15 protein-coding genes are annotated in these 17,639 nt (G+C 69.7%); 10 read left to right on the forward strand and 5 right to left on the reverse strand.

What is annotated here, in order from left to right:
- Nucleotides 1-520 precede the first annotated feature (520 nt).
- The 8 genes from KVT45_RS14430 (at nt 521) to KVT45_RS14465 (ending at nt 11,264) form a co-directional block, all read left to right on the forward strand.
- Nucleotides 521-4,459, forward strand: coding sequence for a nitrate- and nitrite sensing domain-containing protein (locus KVT45_RS14430; protein WP_217547525.1), 3,939 nt, complete (start codon nt 521-523; stop codon nt 4,457-4,459).
- A 9-nt stretch (nt 4,460-4,468) separates the two neighbouring features.
- The gene (locus KVT45_RS14435; protein ID WP_003973453.1) at nt 4,469-4,882 is read left to right on the forward strand and encodes a roadblock/LC7 domain-containing protein; all 414 of its coding nucleotides are present in this window, start codon (nt 4,469-4,471) and stop codon (nt 4,880-4,882) included.
- Between the two features lie 110 nt (nt 4,883-4,992).
- Nucleotides 4,993-5,391 (forward strand): DUF742 domain-containing protein, encoded by a 399-nt coding sequence (locus KVT45_RS14440; RefSeq protein WP_019058642.1) that lies wholly within the window; start codon nt 4,993-4,995, stop codon nt 5,389-5,391.
- Nucleotides 5,372-5,947 (forward strand): ATP/GTP-binding protein, encoded by a 576-nt coding sequence (locus tag KVT45_RS14445; RefSeq protein ID WP_046729249.1) that lies wholly within the window; start codon nt 5,372-5,374, stop codon nt 5,945-5,947. The genes KVT45_RS14440 and KVT45_RS14445 overlap by 20 nt, the downstream gene beginning before the upstream one ends.
- Before the next feature lie 392 nt (nt 5,948-6,339).
- Nucleotides 6,340-9,612 carry a nitrate- and nitrite sensing domain-containing protein gene (locus KVT45_RS14450; protein ID WP_217547527.1) on the forward strand — a complete coding sequence of 1,091 codons (3,273 nt, stop codon included), beginning with the start codon at nt 6,340-6,342 and terminating at the stop codon, nt 9,610-9,612.
- A gap of 10 nt (nt 9,613-9,622) precedes the next feature.
- The gene (locus KVT45_RS14455; RefSeq protein WP_005479603.1) at nt 9,623-10,036 is read left to right on the forward strand and encodes a roadblock/LC7 domain-containing protein; all 414 of its coding nucleotides are present in this window, start codon (nt 9,623-9,625) and stop codon (nt 10,034-10,036) included.
- 96 nt (nt 10,037-10,132) lie between these two features.
- Nucleotides 10,133-10,702, forward strand: coding sequence for a DUF742 domain-containing protein (locus KVT45_RS14460; RefSeq protein ID WP_089098549.1), 570 nt, complete (start codon nt 10,133-10,135; stop codon nt 10,700-10,702).
- Nucleotides 10,683-11,264, forward strand: a complete 582-nt coding sequence (locus KVT45_RS14465; RefSeq protein WP_046729246.1) for an ATP/GTP-binding protein — start codon at nt 10,683-10,685, stop codon at nt 11,262-11,264. The genes KVT45_RS14460 and KVT45_RS14465 overlap by 20 nt, the downstream gene beginning before the upstream one ends.
- Nucleotides 11,265-11,559: 295 nt before the next feature.
- Here the strand turns inward: KVT45_RS14465 and KVT45_RS14470 are convergent, their stop codons facing one another.
- Both KVT45_RS14470 and KVT45_RS14475 read right to left on the reverse strand, forming a co-directional pair.
- On the reverse strand, nt 11,560-11,760 hold the full coding sequence (locus tag KVT45_RS14470) for an acyl-CoA carboxylase subunit epsilon (RefSeq protein ID WP_046729245.1): 201 nt from the start codon (nt 11,758-11,760) through the stop codon (nt 11,560-11,562).
- Nucleotides 11,761-11,795: 35 nt separating this feature from the next.
- Nucleotides 11,796-13,391 (reverse strand): acyl-CoA carboxylase subunit beta, encoded by a 1,596-nt coding sequence (locus KVT45_RS14475; protein ID WP_089098554.1) that lies wholly within the window; start codon nt 13,389-13,391, stop codon nt 11,796-11,798.
- 454 nt (nt 13,392-13,845) lie between these two features.
- Between KVT45_RS14475 and KVT45_RS14480 the strand changes: the two genes are divergently transcribed.
- Complete coding sequence (locus KVT45_RS14480) at nt 13,846-14,442, forward strand: YceI family protein (RefSeq protein ID WP_217547528.1); 597 nt, start codon at nt 13,846-13,848, stop codon at nt 14,440-14,442.
- A gap of 102 nt (nt 14,443-14,544) precedes the next feature.
- Here KVT45_RS14480 and KVT45_RS14485 read toward each other — a convergent pair whose 3' ends face one another.
- Both KVT45_RS14485 and KVT45_RS58080 read right to left on the reverse strand, forming a co-directional pair.
- A complete protein-coding gene (locus KVT45_RS14485) occupies nt 14,545-15,228 on the reverse strand; it encodes a DUF899 family protein (RefSeq protein ID WP_217547530.1) in 684 nt (227 codons plus the stop codon).
- Nucleotides 15,229-15,469: 241 nt separating this feature from the next.
- Complete coding sequence (locus KVT45_RS58080; protein ID WP_217547531.1) at nt 15,470-16,099, reverse strand: TetR/AcrR family transcriptional regulator; 630 nt, start codon at nt 16,097-16,099, stop codon at nt 15,470-15,472.
- Between the two features lie 70 nt (nt 16,100-16,169).
- On the opposite strand from KVT45_RS58080, the gene KVT45_RS14495 reads away from it, so the two are divergent.
- The gene (locus KVT45_RS14495; RefSeq protein WP_217547533.1) at nt 16,170-17,135 is read left to right on the forward strand and encodes a ketopantoate reductase family protein; all 966 of its coding nucleotides are present in this window, start codon (nt 16,170-16,172) and stop codon (nt 17,133-17,135) included.
- 13 nt (nt 17,136-17,148) lie between these two features.
- On the opposite strand, the gene KVT45_RS14500 is transcribed toward KVT45_RS14495, so the two are convergent.
- Entirely contained in the window at nt 17,149-17,598 is a 450-nt protein-coding gene (locus KVT45_RS14500; protein WP_217547535.1) for an ATP-binding protein, read from the reverse strand.
- Nucleotides 17,599-17,639: the final 41 nt, after the last annotated feature.

Below are 17,639 nucleotides of genomic sequence, written 5' to 3' on the forward strand. Positions count from 1 at the left end.
TAAAGCGCCAGGCTAAACATCGAATTCCCGGCCGAAGCCGCCAAGAGGCCTGGATTCATATGTGAGTTTGCTCACGGAGTCAGGGGCAAAGCGGTCATATCCGGCTGACAGATCACCGCAACGAAACGGACATTGACGAACTGAACCTGTCATTCCGCTCCTGATCATGGCGACTGGGACACGGCCCGCACACCGGCGACTGACAGGGATACGCCCTTTATGTACGCGATCGGCTTCCACATCTCGTAACGTGTCACTCACACGCTGTCACGGAGGTCACAGCTCGGTCCACGGCCCTTGTTGGAGATCCGGCACTGTGCTGGAATTCCACGGAACCGCCGCAGGATCGAGCCGGCGCGCAGGGGGCGCAACGCAGCGCCGAGTGGCGGCGAGACAGGGGGAGCCAGCGCCGGTCACACTCACGACCAACAGGGGGCGCATTCAGGGCGCTCCCGGTACAACGCCGACACCGTGTCCTTCCGTTCCCGGAGGGGCGCCTGGTCCAGAGGTTGCGACGCTAGTGCAGGGACGTTTCAAGAGGGATGGCAGCGCTCCGGCGGAGCCGGAGGCGCACGGCGGGACCGACCGCGGTTCCTCGCCCCAGCACGCCCAGAACCCGGGCCCGACCCCGGTCGGCGGTGGTGGTGACGGCGGTGAGCGCTCCGGGCGCCCCGCCGTGTCGGCGTCTTCGGGCTCCCAACCGGCCAACACACCTACTCCTACGGTCAAGCCCGCGAAGGGTCCGTCCAACCCGGGCTCGCGCATAGCCCTGCGCAACTGGCGCATTTCGACGCGCCTGGTGTCGCTGCTCGCGCTCCCCGTGGTGGCGGCGACGACGCTGGGCGCGGTGCGCATCAACCAGTCGCTCGACTCCATCCAGCAGCTCGACAACATGCAGCTGCTGACGGACATGACCACGCAGGCGACCGAGCTGGCCACCGCGCTCCAGGCCGAGCGCGACAAGACGGCCGGTCCGCTGGCGCACGGCGGTTCGGCCACGAGCCCCGCGGTCACGGGCCTCGAGAACGACACCGACCGCGCCCGCGAGAACTTCCTCAACGCCTCCGAGGAAATCGACACCGCGAGCAAGAACGGTCAGCTCCAGGGCGTCCGCGACAGCCTCGTCGGTCTGGCCGGCCAGCTGGACGACCTGGCGAAGATCCGCAAGGACGCCTATCAGCAGAAGGAGAACTCGACCCAGACGGTCGAGGCCTACCACCGGCTGATCACCCAGCTGATCGACCTCTCCCAGGACATGGCGCAGGCCTCCAGCAACCCGGAGATGATCCAGCGCACCCGCGCCCTGGCGGCGTTCTCCACCGCCAAGGAGTACGCGTCCGTGCAGCGCGCCGTCATCGCCGCGGCCCTGCCCGCCAACGGCACGAGCGCCGGCGACCTCTCCGAGAACGACCGCCTGTACGGCGAGTCCGCCCAGGAGAGCGAGACCTCCGAGCTGACGATCTTCCGGAAGATCTACGCCGGCAACGCGGCCGACCTGCTCAGCCCGATCGACGGGAACAACCCGACGATCGAGGCCGCGGACACCTACGCCAAGCGTGCGCTCGGCGCCCAGAACGGTCTGAACGAGCTCAGCAAGCGCTCGTACCTCGACTGGGTCGACGACAGCTCGACCAAGATCGAGCAGATGCAGAAGATCGAGCACACGCTGCTTGAGGACATGGAGCAGAAGGCCCGCGAGCTGCGCGCCTCCTCCGAGCAGTCCGCGATCATCTCCGGTGCGCTGATCCTGCTGGTCCTCGGTGTGTCGCTGGTCGGCGCCTTCATCGTGGCCCGCTCCATGATCCGCTCGCTGCGCCGCCTCCAGGAGACCGCCACCAAGGTCGCCCAGGACCGCCTGCCCGAGCTGGTCAAGCAGCTCTCCGAGTCCGACCCGCAGGACGTCGACACGTCCGTGGAGTCGGTCGGTGTGCACTCCCGGGACGAGATCGGCCAGGTGGCCGCGGCCTTCGACGACGTGCACCGCGAGGCGGTCCGCCTCGCCGCCGAGCAGGCCCTGCTGCGGGGCAACGTCAACGCGATGTTCACCAACCTCTCGCGCCGCTCCCAGGGCCTCATCCAGCGTCAGCTCTCGCTCATCTCCGAGCTGGAGTCCCGCGAGGCCGACCCGGACCAGCTGTCCTCCCTCTTCAAGCTCGACCACCTCGCGACGCGTATGCGCCGTAACGGTGAGAACCTCCTCGTCCTCGCCGGTGAAGAGCCCGGCCGCCGCTGGACCCGCCCGGTCCCGCTGGTCGACGTGCTCCGCGCCGCCGCGTCCGAGGTGGAGCAGTACGAGCGCATCGAACTGGCCGCCGTGCCGACCACCGAAGTGGCCGGCCGCGTGGTCAACGACCTCGTGCACCTCCTCGCCGAGCTGCTCGAGAACGCCACCTCGTTCTCCTCGCCGCAGACCAAGGTCAAGGTCACCGGTCACGCGCTGCCCGACGGCCGCGTGCTGATCGAGATCCACGACACCGGTATCGGCCTCTCCCCCGAGGACCTCGCGGCGATCAACGAGCGGCTCGCCTCGCCGCCCACCGTGGACGTCTCCGTCTCCCGCCGCATGGGTCTGTTCGTGGTCGGTCGTCTGTCGCAGCGCCACGGCATCCGCATCCAGCTGCGCCCGTCCGACTCCGGTGGTACGACCGCGCTGGTCATGCTCCCGGTCGACGTCGCCCAGGGCGGCAAGAAGCCCGCTCCCGGCAAGCCCGGCGCCCCGGCGACGTCCGGCGGTCCGGCCGCCGCGCAGGCCGCGGCCGGTGCGGCCGCGGCCCGGCGGGGCAACGGCCAGGGCGGCGGTGGTTCGCTCGGTGCGGGTGCCCCCGCCCCGGCGCTCGGCGGTGCCGGTGCGCCCGGCGGCCGCGGTGGTGCCCTCGGTTCCGGCGCTCCCTCCGGTGGCGGGCTGCTCGGCGCCGGTGCGGGTCCGCGCGGCCAGGTCGGCGGCGGCCAGGGTCCCCGGGCCGCGCTGCCCGGCGCGGGGCAGAACGGCGGCCGTCCCGGTGCGCCGGGCGGCGCCCGCGGCCAGCAGGGCCGGCCGAACCCGGGTGCCGGTGCCTTCGGCAACCAGGACGCGTTCGGCAACTCGCAGGACTCCTTCGGCGGCCAGGACGCCTTCGGCAACCGCGCCCCGGTCCCGCCGCAGCGCTCCGCGAACCCCTCCGACCAGGGCCGTCAGCCCCAGCTGCCGCCGCGCGGCGGCCCGCGGGCCGAGCTGCCCGGCGGCAACCCGCCGGCGGGCCGGCCCAGCTGGAGCGACGACAACGCCCAGCCGCCGCTCTCCCGTGCCTCGCTGGACACCCCGCGCGGCCACGACGAGCAGGATCCGACCCACACGGCGCCGATGCCCCGCATCGACGACCGGCAGGGCCTCGGCGCCACCTCGCAGATGCCGGCGATCCCGCAGGCTCCGTCGACCGGCGAGTTCCCGCGCCCGGACTTCAACACGCCGAACGGCGTGCACAACACCGGCTCGTTCCCGCGCCCGGGTACCACCGGCCCGCAGGACACCGGCTCGTTCCCCCGCCCGAACGTCAACGGCCAGCACAACACGGGCTCGTTCCCGCGGCCGGGTACGACCGGCCCGCAGGACACCGGGTCGTTCCCCCGCCCGAACGTGAACGGCCAGCAGGACAACGGCCAGTTCGTGCGTTCCGATGTCTTCGGCGGGCAGGCCGGACCGCAGAACGGCTCCCAGAACACCGGGCAGTTCGCGGCTCCGCAGGCCTACGACAACGGCTCCACCGGCCAGTTCGCCGCGCCGTCCTTCGACGGCGGCTCCACCGGGCAGCACTCCCTGCCCGGCCGGCAGAACGGCTACGCGGGCAACGGCCAGAACGGCAACGGCCAGTACGGCACGGGCCAGTTCGAGCGTCCGCAGACCAACGGCCGCGGCATGGACTTCGGTGCGCCGCAGCGTCCGCCGGTCCCGCCCGCGCCGCCCGTCCGCCAGGAGCCGGAGGCGCTGCCCCCGGCCAGCGGTCCCGGTGACGGTCGTACCCCGCTGTACGACACGCTGGAGACCAACTGGTTCCACGGCGGCCAGCAGGAGCAGCAGCACCAGCAGAGCAACGGCAACGGCTCGGCGGCGTCGATTCCGCCGGTCCCGCCGGTGCCCTCCCAGCCGCCGGCCCCCGCCGCCGCGGCCCCCCAGCGTCCCGCCCAGGCAGCCTGGCGCACCTCCCCGAACGACGACCTCGTCCGGCAGGCGGAGCGTGTACGGCAGCCGGCGGCGGGCGGTGTCACCACCTCCGGTCTGCCGCGCCGAGTGCCCCGGGCGAACCTCGTCCCGGGCACGGCCCAGCAGCAACAGCACCACACCGGTCCGCAGGTCTCGCGTGCGCCTGATGACGTCCGCGGCCGGCTGACCAATCTCCGTCGGGGTATCGCGCAGGGTAGGCAGGCCGGCACCGGCCCGCAGACCGGCAGCTTCCCGAGCCCCACTCACCAGCAGGAGCGTTAGTTGAGTCCGATGAGCCAGGCGGCACAGAACCTCAACTGGTTGATCACCAACTTCGTGGACAACACCCCCGGTGTGTCCCACACCGTCGTCGTTTCCGCCGACGGTCTCCTTCTGGCGATGTCCGAAGGCTTCCCGCGTGACCGTGCCGACCAGCTGGCGGCTGTCGCGTCCGGGCTCACCTCGCTGACCGCCGGGGCCTCCCGGATCTTCGAGGGCGGCAACGTGGCGCAGACGGTCGTCGAGATGGAACGCGGCTTTCTCTTCCTGATGTCCGTCTCCGACGGTTCGTCCCTCGCCGTGCTGGCCCACCCCGAGTGCGACATCGGCCTCGTCGGCTACGAGATGGCACTGCTGGTCGACCGCGCGGGCGCGGTACTCACGCCCGACCTGCGCGCCGAACTGCAAGGCAGTCTGCTCCACTGACCGCCCGGATCCAACCCACCTCACCAAATCACCGTCCGGCCGCCACATTCCCCCCACCGGCCACGTCCGACGGCACGACTGACCGACTTGCTGTCCCGCCCGGAGGAACGATGACCCCGCCCACCGCCTCTCATGATCCGTACGCGGAGCCGTACGGGGACGAGGGCGACCAGCCGCTGGTACGTCCTTACGCGATGACCGGCGGCCGGACCCGGCCGCGCTATCAGCTCGCCATCGAGGCTCTGATCAGCACGACGGCAGACCCGGCAGCACTCATGGGGCTGCTCCCGGAGCACCAGCGCATCTGCCACCTGTGCCGCGAGGTGAAGTCGGTGGCCGAGGTCTCGGCGCTGCTCGCCATGCCGCTCGGTGTGGCCCGGATCCTGGTGGCCGACCTCGCCGAGGCCGGCCTGGTCGCCATCCACCAGCCGGGCGGCGACGAGAACAACGGTGGCGCACCTGACGTGACGCTGCTCGAAAGGGTGCTCAGTGGACTTCGCAAGCTCTGACGGAGGCCGGGCCACGACCTCCGCGAAGATCGTGGTGGCGGGCGGCTTCGGCGTCGGCAAGACCACGTTCGTGGGAGCGGTCTCCGAGATCAACCCGCTGCGCACGGAGGCCGTGATGACGTCCGCCTCGGCGGGCATCGACGACCTGACCCACACCGGGGACAAGACCACCACCACGGTGGCCATGGACTTCGGCCGTATCACGCTCGACCAGGACCTGATCCTGTACCTGTTCGGCACGCCCGGTCAGGACCGTTTCTGGTTCATGTGGGACGACCTGGTCAGGGGTGCCATCGGCGCGGTGGTGCTCGTGGACACCCGGCGCCTGGCCGACTGCTTCCCGGCGGTGGACTACTTCGAGAACAGCGGTCTGCCGTTCGTCATAGCCCTCAACGGCTTCGACGGACACCAGCCCTACACACCCGAAGAGGTGCGCGAGGCGCTGCAGATCGGACCGGACGCACCGATCATCACGACCGACGCCCGGCACCGCGCCGACGCGAAGAGCGCGCTGATCACGCTGGTGGAGCACGCCCTCATGGCGCGCCTGCGGTAGTCGCGGAGCCGTAACCAAGTCCGTCGCCGCGTACGGCACTTGTCGTATGGAAACCGGAGCCGACTGTGGCCTTTGACACGGTCGGCTTCGGTGTTCATAACGTTTCGGCAGAGGAATCCAGTGGTATCGCCACGCGTCGCGGTCGCGCGGTGCCGCTGCGCTCACAATGGCCCCGCCTTTTGGCGGGGCTCGCTCTTTATGACCGTTTTATCTGGGGCTTACATCGGCGCTCTCTGCCCCAATGGACTGTTTGGAAGTGCAGCGGACCACGTGCTGGAATGCCTGAACTGCCCAATAGTCAAAGACGTACTGAGTAGTGGTCTGAGACACACCGGGCTCTGAGAGACTGCGGCACGACGATAGGTGCCCGCCGCCGAGAGGTTGTTGGTCGAGTGAGGCGAAGCAAGAACGGTCCCGAGCCGTCGGCACGGGGCAACTTCACCCCGCCGCCGCGCGCTGCGGCGCCCACCCCTGTGCCAGCCGCGGAACCACCGGCCGCGCCCGCGAAGAGCGGCGGCCGTTTCTCCCCGCGGAACTGGCGAGTGCCGACCAGGCTGAACGCGATTCTGCTCATACCCGTGGTCGTCGGCCTGGTCATGGGCGGCTTCCAGGTGAAGAGCTCCATCGACACCTGGCAGGAGGCCCGGGACGCGGAGAACACCGCGCGCCTGGTCCGCGCCGCCCTCACCTACGGCGACGCCCTGTACAACGAGCGTGACGTCAGTGCGGCACCGTTGCTCCTGGACAAGGACAAGAAGACGGTCACGGAGGCACGTGCCGCGACCGACAAGGCCGCCGACGCCTTCGACGCGGCCGCGCTGAACATGCCGCAGAAGCCGGGCCTGGAGCGCCGCCTGAAGCTGTTCCGCGAGGCGGAGCCCACCCTCAAGGACCTGCGCGCCGCCGCGTACACCAGCACGCTCGGCGGTGTGAAGACGGAAGAGGGTTACACCCAGGTCGCCCACCCGCTGATGGAGTTCGCCAACGAGCTCGGTCTGGGCACCGGAAACATCACCTCCTACGGCCGTACCGTCTACGCCATCTCGCTCACCAAGGCGGCCCTGTCGCTGGAGCGGTCGATCGGCATGCACCTGCTGGTCAAGCCCGGCCCGGACGCCGGCAACCTGGCCACCCAGCGGGTCGCCCTCTCCTCGTACGCCTACCTCGAAGGCATCGCCGTCGAGGAGTACGTCGGCGGTGGTACCGAGGCCGACGCGCAGAAGCTGACCGACCTCGAGAAGAAGATCAAGACCGACGGCGCGACGCTGGTCCAGCAGGCCAAGGCCAAGGACCCGAACTACGTGGCCCCGCCGTCCAAGGACAACGCGATGGTCTCGGCGCTGGCGACGCTGCCGAACACCGACGCGAGCACCCGCCAGGCGCTGGCCTCCCAGGGCGTCACCGCCGAGAACTGGTGGACGGTCAACACCCTCAAGTACCAGGCCTACCGCACGATCGAGTCGGACATGGCCGACAAGGCGGTGAGCGAGGCCTCCAGCATCGCTGACGACGCCAAGACCTCCGCGTTCATCACCGGTGCCGCGGTCATGGTCGCGCTGCTCGCCGCGTTCATCCTGGCCGGCATGGTGGCCCGCCAGATGTCCCGCTCGATGCGCCAGCTGCGCAACGCCGCCTTCGGCATCGCCGAGCAGCGCCTGCCGATGCTGGTCGACCAGCTCTCCCGCACCGACCCCGGCCGGGTCGACACCCGGGTGGCGCCGATCCCGATCACCTCGACCGACGAGATCGGCGAAGTCGCCCGCGCGTTCGACCAGGTCCACCGTGAGGCCGTCCGGCTCGCCGCCGAGCAGGCCCTGCTGCGGGGCAACATCAACGCGATCTTCACCAACCTGTCGCGCCGCAACCAGTCGCTGATCGAGGGCCAGCTGACCCTGATCACCGACCTGGAGAACAACGAGGCCGACCCGGACCAGCTGGAGAACCTCTTCAAGCTGGACCACCTCGCGACCCGTATGCGCCGCAACGGCGAGAACCTCCTCGTCCTCGCCGGCGAGGAGCCCGGCCGCCGCTGGGACCAGCCGGTCCCGCTGGTCGACGTGTTGCGCGCCGCCTCCTCCGAGGTGGAGCAGTACGAGCGCATCGAGCTCTCCGGCGTCCCGGAGGCCGAGATCCACGGCCGCGCGGTCACCGACCTCGTGCACCTGCTCGCCGAGCTCCTGGAGAACGCCACCACGTTCTCCTCCCCGCAGACCAAGGTCCGCGTCACCGCGACCCGTCTCCCCGACGGCCGCGTCATGATCGAGATCCACGACAAGGGCATCGGCCTCACCGCCGAGGACTTCGCGGACATCAACCACAAGCTGGCCAACCCGCCGACCGTGGACGCCGCGATCTCCCAGCGCATGGGCCTGTTCGTGGTCGGCCGGCTGTCCGACCGGCACGGCATCCGCGTCCAGCTGCGCCCCTCCGGCGAGCAGGCCGGCACCACCTCGCTGGTCATGCTGCCGGACGCGATCACCCACGGTGGTGGTGGCGAACACCAGCTGGACCGCGACGAGTTCACGGTCTCGCAGATCATCCCGGAGCAGCAGTTCCAGCCCGAGAGCTTCAGCCAGCCGCAGCTCCAGCCGATGCGTACGGCGGCCGAGCTCGGCTTCGACGACAGCCGCTACATCGAGGTCCCGGACGACATCCGCGACCTCGACCCCGTGGGCCGCTCCCTGATGCGTGAGGAGCGCCGTGCGGCCCTGGAGGCCCAGGCGCAGCCCCCGCAGGGCGCAGAGCTCCCGCAGGCCCCTCAGGCCCCGCAGGAGACCTCGGAGATCCCGGCGTACGTCGACGAGTTCGACAGCGGCCGGCAGGGCTACGGCACGAACGGTACGGGCTTCCAGGAGCAGCCCACGGGCTACGACGGGCAGCCGGCGTACCAGGAGCAGCCGCAGAGCACGTACGACGAGCAGTACTACGCGCCGAACGGCGGCCTGCCGCAGAGCGACACGTTCTCGCCCGACGCGTTCTCCGTCAACGGCGGCTACCCGGAGCCCGCTTATGCGGAGCCGGTCCAGGAGGAACCCACGGCCGCGCAGGCCGCGGCCGCCGAGGCGTTCGCGGCCTTCGGCGAGCAGCCCTACCAGGACGACTGGCCGCAGCAGGACGCTTACACGAACGGCTACCCGGCCCAGTACGCTCCGGAAGCGGAGTCGACGCAGGCCGGTGACGTGGGCGAGCGGAACCGCGTAGGCTTCGACCGTCCGGGAGCGGCCCCCTCCGCGGGCCACCAGCTGACCGACGCCGGGCTGCCCCGCCGGGGCTCCGCCGCCGGCGGCGCGAACGGCTCGGGTCCCGTGCAGCAGGCCTCGGCACCGGCGGCTCCGGCACCGGCGGCCTCCGCCCCGGAGCCGGTCGGCGACAGCTCCTGGCGTTCGCAGAACGACGAGCGCTGGCAGCAGGCCTCGGCGCTGCGGAGGCCCAAGGCGGGCGGGGTCACCTCCTCCGGTCTGCCGAGGCGGGTACCCAAGGCCAACCTGGTCGAGGGAGCCGCCGAGAGCACCCCTCAGGGAGGCCCACAGGTCTCCCGCGCCCCGGAGGACATCCGGGGCAGGCTGAGCAACCTGCGTCGCGGCGTCGAGCGCGGGCGCAACGCAGGCAGTGAAACGAACGGCCAGGGCTTCGGTCCTGACAGCACCTACAACCAGGAGCGTTAGTGTGAGCCCGATGAGCCAGGCGGCACAGAACCTGAACTGGTTGATCACCAACTTCGTGGACAACACCCCGGGGGTGTCCCACACGGTGGTGGTCTCCGCCGACGGACTCCTTCTGGCGATGTCCGAAGGCTTCCCCCGCGACCGCGCCGACCAGCTCGCGGCCGTCGCATCCGGTCTGACGTCCCTGACGGCAGGCGCCTCCCGGATCTTCGAGGGTGGCAGCGTGAATCAGACGGTTGTGGAGATGGAGCGGGGATTCCTGTTCATCATGTCCGTTTCCGATGGATCATCGCTGGCGGTCCTGGCCCACCCGGAGGCCGACATCGGCCTGATTGGGTACGAGATGGCCCTTTTGGTGGACCGCGCAGGCACGGTACTTACCCCGGATCTGCGTGCGGAACTCCAAGGAAGCCTTCTCAACTAACAGTCAGGCGGTGCGTTTTGGCGTCCCGGGGCCGTAAGGTTTCGGGACGCGGCTCCACAAGGATGGGTGCCCGGCACGGTCGGAGGAGGAGAGAAAGTGGCAACACCCCCAGGCGGTTCTAATAACGGCAACTGGTCGTACGGGCCTGCGCAGGGCCAGGGCGACGGTTCCGGGAACCGGTACAACTTCCCCTCCACGCCGAGCCACCGGCAGCCGTACGCACCGCAGGGCCCCGGTCCCTCGCCGTACGACCAGCCGCCGGCGCCGCGCATCCAGCCGGTACAGCCGCAGCGCCGCCCCGAGCCGGCGCCGGCCTCGGGGTCCAACAATCCCCTGGTGCGTCCGTACGCCATGACCGGTGGCCGGACCCGCCCGCGGTACCAGCTCGCCATCGAGGCACTGGTGCACACCACCGCGCAGCCGCACCAGATGCAGGGCCAGCTGCCCGAGCATCAGCGGATCTGCAACCTCTGCCGGGAGATCAAGTCGGTGGCCGAAGTCTCGGCCCTGCTGTCGATCCCTCTCGGCGTGGCCAGGATCCTCGTCGCCGACTTGGCGGAGGCGGGCCTGGTCGCCATCCATCAGCCCGGCGGCGACGAGAACGCCGGTGGCCAGCCAGACGTGACACTGCTCGAAAGGGTGCTCAGTGGACTTCGCAAGCTCTAGCGGCGGTCCTTCCCGCTCCACCACCTCCGCGAAGATCGTGGTGGCGGGCGGCTTCGGCGTGGGCAAGACCACGTTCGTCGGTGCCGTCTCGGAGATCAACCCGCTGCGCACAGAGGCCGTGATGACGTCCGCGTCTGCCGGCATCGACGACCTCACCCATACCGGGGACAAGACGACCACCACGGTCGCCATGGACTTCGGCCGTATCACCCTGGACCAGGACCTGATCCTGTACCTGTTCGGCACCCCCGGTCAGGACCGCTTCTGGTTCATGTGGGACGACCTGGTACGAGGCGCGATCGGCGCGATCGTCCTGGTCGACACCCGCCGCCTCGCCGACTGCTTCCCCGCGGTCGACTACTTCGAGAACTCGGGCCTGCCCTTCGTCATCGCCCTCAACGGCTTCGACGGCAACCAGCCCTACAACCCCGAAGAGGTCCGCGAGGCCCTGCAGATCGGGCCCGACACCCCGATCATCACGACCGACGCGAGGCATCGTGCCGATGCGAAGTCGGCGCTGATCACTCTCGTGGAGCACGCCCTGATGGCTCGGCTCCGGTAGTTCCGGACACCGGGCTGCCACGGCCGGTCGTACGCCGACTGCGGGTGGTTCGTGGCTTGTCGCGCAGTTCCCCGCGCCCCTTCGGGGGCGCGTTCCTGGGCCCCTTCTTTGAAGGGGCCCGAACTTTTTGCCACGGCCGCAGCTCAGTTCTTTTTTTCCCGCCGCAACGGCGCTCGGACCGGCGGCGGTGGTCGGCGGTGCCGAACCGGCCTGGCAGCCCCTGGCGCACGCGGAGAAGGGCCCCTCTTCGGCAGAGGGGCCCTTCTCTTGCGTGCTGTCGGCTGAGCGGCGCAGCCTAGCCGTGCCAGCTGTGCGGGGCGCGGAAGCCGTTCTCGCGCTCCAGGCGGCGCCAGCCGGCCTTGGCGCGGCCTCGGTGGGTCTGCTCGGTGTCGGCGGTCGGCCGGGCGGCCGCGCGGGCCAGGAGGACCGCCGTGATGGCGGCGACTTCCTCCGGGTCGGCGTTGCCCTTCTCGACGCGGATGTCAGGCACGTTCATGGGTGTCAGTCTCCGTGAGAGAGGTTTCCGCAGGATTACTGCGGGGGGTTGCCGTGCTTACGGGACGGCAGGTCGGCGTGCTTGGTGTGCAGCATCGCCAGGGACTTGGCGAGTACCTCACGGGTCTCGGCCGGGTCGATGACGTCGTCGACGAGGCCGCGCTCGGCCGCGTAGTAGGGGTGCATCAGCTCGGACTTGTACTCCTTGACCATGCGGGCCCGCATGGCCTCGGGGTCCTCGGCCGAGGCGATCTGCCGGCGGAAGATCACGTTGGCGGCACCCTCGGCGCCCATGACCGCGATCTCGTTGGTCGGCCAGGCGTACGTGAGGTCGGCGCCGATCGACTGGGAGTCCATGACGATGTAGGCACCTCCGTACGCCTTGCGCAGGATCAGGGAGATCCGGGGCACGGTCGCGTTGCAGTAGGCGTAGAGGAGCTTCGCGCCGTGGCGGATGATCCCGCCGTGCTCCTGGTCGACACCGGGGAGGAAGCCCGGTACGTCCAGGAATGTGACGATCGGAACATTGAAAGCGTCACACATCTGAACAAAGCGCGCAGCTTTTTCGCTCGCCTCGATGTCCAGGACGCCGGCCAGCACCTGCGGCTGGTTGGCGACGATGCCCACCACCTGGCCGTCGATCCGGGCCAGCGCGCAGATGATGTTCCGCGCCCAGCGCTCGTGGACCTCCAGGTACTCGCCGTCGTCGACGATCTCCTCGATGACCTTGGCCATGTCGTACGGCCGGTTGCCGTCCGCCGGGACCAGGTCGAGGAGCACGTCGCTGCGGCGGTCGATCGGGTCCGTGGACTCGACGCGCGGCGGGTTCTCGCGGTTGTTCTGCGGGAGGAGGGAGAGGAGGTAGCGGACCTCCGCGATGCAGGTCTCCTCGTCGTCGTACGCGAAGTGGCAGACGCCGGAGGTCTCCGCGTGGACGTCGGCGCCGCCGAGCCCGTTCTGGGTGATCTCCTCGCCGGTGACCGCCTTGACGACGTCCGGGCCGGTGATGAACATCTGGGAGGTCTCGCGGACCATGAAGACGAAGTCGGTGAGGGCGGGGCTGTAGGCCGCACCGCCCGCGCACGGGCCGAGCATCACGGAGATCTGCGGGATGACGCCCGACGCCTTCGTGTTGCGCTGGAAGATGCCGCCGTAGCCGGCGAGGGCGGAGACACCCTCCTGGATGCGGGCGCCGGCGCCGTCGTTCAGCGACACCAGCGGGGCGCCGGCCGCGATGGCCATGTCCATGATCTTGTGGATCTTGGTGGCGTGGGCCTCGCCCAGCGCGCCGCCGAAGATCCGGAAGTCATGGGCGTAGACGAAGACGGTACGGCCCTCGACCGTGCCCCAGCCGGTGATGACACCGTCGGTGTACGGCTTCTTGGCCTCCAGGCCGAAGCCGACCGCGCGGTGCCGGCGCAGCTGCTCGACCTCCTGGAAGGAACCCGGGTCCAGGAGCAGCTCGATGCGCTCCCGGGCCGTCAGCTTGCCCTTGGCGCGCTGTGCCTCGGTCGCCTTCTCGCTGGGGCCCGCCACGGCTGCCGCACGGATCTCGTGCAGCTCGGCGACCCGCCCGCGCGCGTCCGTCGGCTCACCGGTGGGCTCGCCCGTCGTCTCTTCCAAAACGGTCATGTAGCGACCTTACGAAGGACACCAAGGAATGAGAGACGTCGACTCCGTACAGTCTCCGACGCGTTTTCCTGGAACCACTGAACAGAACCAGAACGGCATGCAGCCGTTCCGACTGCTCAGGGGGCTTCACCGTTGTAGGGGTACCACAAAGGCATCGGCTGAGACCCGCCTCACATTCCCCGGCGGCCCATACCACCCGCGGAGTGACACAGGACTCCGGACGGCGGTTCACCCACGCAGAGCCTAGCCGCTCCCCCAGCGGGTCCCGTCGCCCGTTTCGGGCGGCGTGACGTTACGTTGAGTAGTGAACGCGACACGCGTGTCGATGATGTTGAAGGTTGAATGGAATAGGTCTACGGTGTCTCTCGTTGAGTTCGTTGAACGTTAAACATCAAGTCCGCGCCTTCGCATCCACCGCTTCGAAGTCGCGACCCGTCCCCCCAAGGAGCACGTCATGGGCATCTTCGGCCGCAAGAACGACGAGACGACCGCCGCCGGCACCGGCGCCGACACAGCCGCGCTGACCGGCGACTACACGATCGACCCGGCGCACACCACGCTCGGCTTCGTGGCCCGCCACGCGATGGTCACCAACGTCAAGGGCAGCTTCCAGGAGTTCGAGGGCACCCTGCACCTGGACGGCGAGAACCCGTCGAAGTCCACGGCCTCGCTCGACATCAAGATGCAGAGCATCACCACCGGCAGCCCCGACCGTGACGGTCACCTGAAGTCGGCGGACTTCTTCAAGATCGACGAGTTCCCGACCATGACCTTCCGCTCCACCGAGGCGGAGGCCCTGGGCGGTGAGGACTACCGCATCACCGGCGACCTCACCATCCTCGGTGTCACCCGGCCGGTCACCATCGACCTGGAGTTCAACGGCTCCGCCAAGGACCCGTTCGGCAACGAGCGCGTCGGCTTCGAGGGCAAGGCCGAGATCAAGCGCTCCGACTGGGGCGTCACCTGGAACGCGGCGCTGGAGACCGGTGGCGTCCTCGTCTCCGACAAGATCAAGCTGAACTTCGACATCTCGGCGATCAAGAACGCGTGAGCCAGCGGCGCGAAACCGCCGACCCCGATCACGCCCGCTGAGCGCCGCCCTCCACTCCCCTGAGGGCGGCGCTCGGCCATGTCCGGGTGTTCTGCGCGTGCCCTAGTAATCGATGGTCGGGTACCAGTCACCTCTCCCCTGTGGGGTGAGGTCGAGGAGGTGCCAGACGGGCGCCAGCAGGTCGATGCCGCGCTCCTGGATGTCGTCGGCCATCCGCGGATGGGCGGAGTAGGTGTGCCGGACTGTGCCGCCGCCCGCACGGGTGAAGACGGAGACCGTGGAATCCTGCGCGCCGGCCTTGTCCTCACTGCCCAGGTCGTACTTGAACGTGCTGTCACCACAGCTGAGCAGCCGCAGCCGGTGCCAGCCGCGATCGCGGGCGTACTGACGGAGGGTGGGCGGGTCGGCGGCCGCGGCGATGACGAAGTCCGCGGTGCGGGCCACATGGTGGGCGATGCCGTTGTAGCCGTCGATCCACAGCGTGCACATCGGGCAGGCGCTGGTCTGGAGTTTGCCGTACATGAAGTGATAGACGATCAGCGGCCGTTCGGGGCCGGAGAACAGCTCGCTCAACGCGACCTCGCGAACCGGGGTGTCCCCCGCGTGGAGGTCGCCAGGCCCCTCCAGGAAGACGTAGTCGTCGACGGCCGGCCCCTGCGGGAGCGCCCGCCGCAGCGCCGCGACCTCCTCCCGGTGCCGCATCAGCCGGATCTCGGCCAGCCGCAGCTCCTCGCGGGCACCGACATACTCCTCGGACTCCCCGACCAGCCTCGTCTGCCGCGCCATCGCGTCCTCCTGGGGTAGGCATCCCCCCGTGGCGGTCCTCCGAGTCTAGGACGGCGGCATCGATCACTCCCACCGTGAGGCACGGACGGAACTTCGGGAAGCACGTTTCCCGGAAATACGTTTCCCGCAACGGTGGTCCGGTGGAGCGGGGACAAGTTCCGAGGGTGGTCATCCGTCACGCTGTCCTCGTCCACAGGGCGAACGCCGCCTGACCCGCGCCGCCGGCGTCTGTCCCGGGTCGTCAGGGCCGGATCGGTGGCGCACTCATCGCTGCCGTCAGGAACGTGATCGCCCATCGCCTGGCCGCCTCGCCCTCTGCCGGGGACACGCAGCCAGGGGAGGGCTGCTGGTGGACCTGGAGGCGGTCGACGGCCGTCACGGCAAAGATCCCCCGCATCCGGAACCACAGCTCCTCCGGGGAAAGGCCGGGCAGTACGCGCGCGAAGGCCGCGAAGTAGCGCTCACGGACCGAGTCCTCGGCCGGACCGGTCCAGCTGCGTGCCTCCTCGGCCGGGTCGCTGAGGATCGTCACCATCAGCCGGGACGTCCGGGCGCCGCCCTCGTCGCCGGCCGGCATCTCGTCGAACAGCGGCCCCGCGAATGCCTCCACCAGTTCGCTGACCGGTGGGTCGGGGGTCCGGGCGAGCAGTTTGTCGAGCCCGGCGCACTGGGCAGCGGTGATGGGCTCGACCACGCGACGGGCGACCGCGGCCATCAGCTCCGCCTTCGAGCCGAAGTGGTAGCCGACGGCGGCCAGGTTCGCTCCGGCGAGTTTGGTGATCGCGCGGACCGAGGTGCCGCGGTATCCGTGCTCGGCGAAGAGGTGCTCGGCCGCGTCGAGGATCTGGGTGCGGGTGTCTGGGGTCGCCACACAAGGGACTATACATATGTTTGAATGAAACGAACGTATGAATCAAACGGACGTATGAAAGAGGACTGCCATGAAGCTGCTCGTGTACGGCGCCGGGGTTTGCGGCAGCCTGTTCGCCGCCCGCATGGACGAGGCCGGCCACGACGTCTCGCTCCTCGCCCGGGGCGAGCGCCTGACCGCCCTGCGCCGGCAGGGAGTGCGGCTCGCCGAGGAAGACGGCCCTGTCAGGCGGGTGCCGGTACCGGTGACAGAGCACCCGGACGGCGGGTACGACCTGATCACCGTCTTCGTCCGCACCCACCAGGTCGATGCAGTGCTGGAATCACTCGCCGGTGTCCAAGGTGACGGGCTGTTCCTGCTCAACTGGGCAGCCGGCCCGGAGACGCTGGGTGCGGTGATCGGCCACGAGCGGGTGCTGCTCGGCTTCCCCGCGACCGGCGGCACGATGGACGGCGACGTGGTCCGCTACCGCAAGACCAATTTCATCACCCGCCGGGTCGCGATGCCGATCGGCGAGCCCGACGGCCGTACCACCCCGCGACTGGAACGGATCGTGGAGACGTTCCGTACCGCCGGGATCAACGCCAAGGCCGAGCCGCAGATGGATGCCTGGCTCAGGACGCACGCCGCGTTCGAGGTGCCGCTCGGTCAGGCGGTACACGCGGCGGGCGGGCCTGTAGCGCTGGCCGACGCCCCGGACGCGGTACGCGGCATGCTCCACCTCATGCGGCAGAACCTCGCCGCGATGGAGACGCCGCCGGTACCTCGCGCGTTCGCCGCGTTGCGGGCTCTACCGCAAGGGCTCCTCGTGGCCGTGCTCCGGCGCTTCCTGAAGAGCCCGACGGCCGTGCACAGCGGACTCAACGACCGCTCGCCTGCCACGGCGGCCGAACTCGAGCGGCTGGCCGAACAGCTCCGTGCCCCCGCGGGAGCCCGCCAGGCGACCCAGGACGGCGAAAACCTCACCACGCACACCGCCGCCGGTCCCACAGTCCTCGGCCCCACCTCCGCCGGCTCCACGGACGGCAACCGCTGACCTCATGACCGTTTCAGTAGCAATGGAGCGTCCGGCCTTCGGAGTTGGCGTGGCCTTCTCCCCCCATCGCGAACTCGCACCACACCACCTTCCCCGGCTCCCGCTCCCCCACCCCCCACTTGTCCGCGAGCAGGGTGACGATCAGCAGGCCCCGGCCGTGTTCCGACTCCGGTGACAGGTCGCCATAGCGGAGTTCACCCGGGCCGCTGTCGTGGACCTCGGCGCGGAGGACTCCGTCGGGGTGCAGGGTCAGCCGGAGGCGGAAGCCGCGGCCCGGGGGTACGCCGTGGAGCACGGCGTTGGTGGTCAGTTCGCTCACGCAGAGCAGTACGTCGTCCGCACGCGGGCCGACCTCCCAGTCGGCCAGGGCCGTGCGCGTGAAGTCGCGTGCCAGGCCGACTGATCTGCGGTCCCGGCGGTAGAACGCCTCGCGGGTGTGGGGGTGTTGGAATTCCGGGTTCATGAGGCGATTGTCACCGTGAGTGACTAACATGGATCAGTGAG

This window comes from Streptomyces sp. GbtcB6 (assembly GCF_019091475.1).
GTDB classification, from domain to species: Bacteria; Actinomycetota; Actinomycetes; order Streptomycetales; family Streptomycetaceae; genus Streptomyces; species Streptomyces hyaluromycini.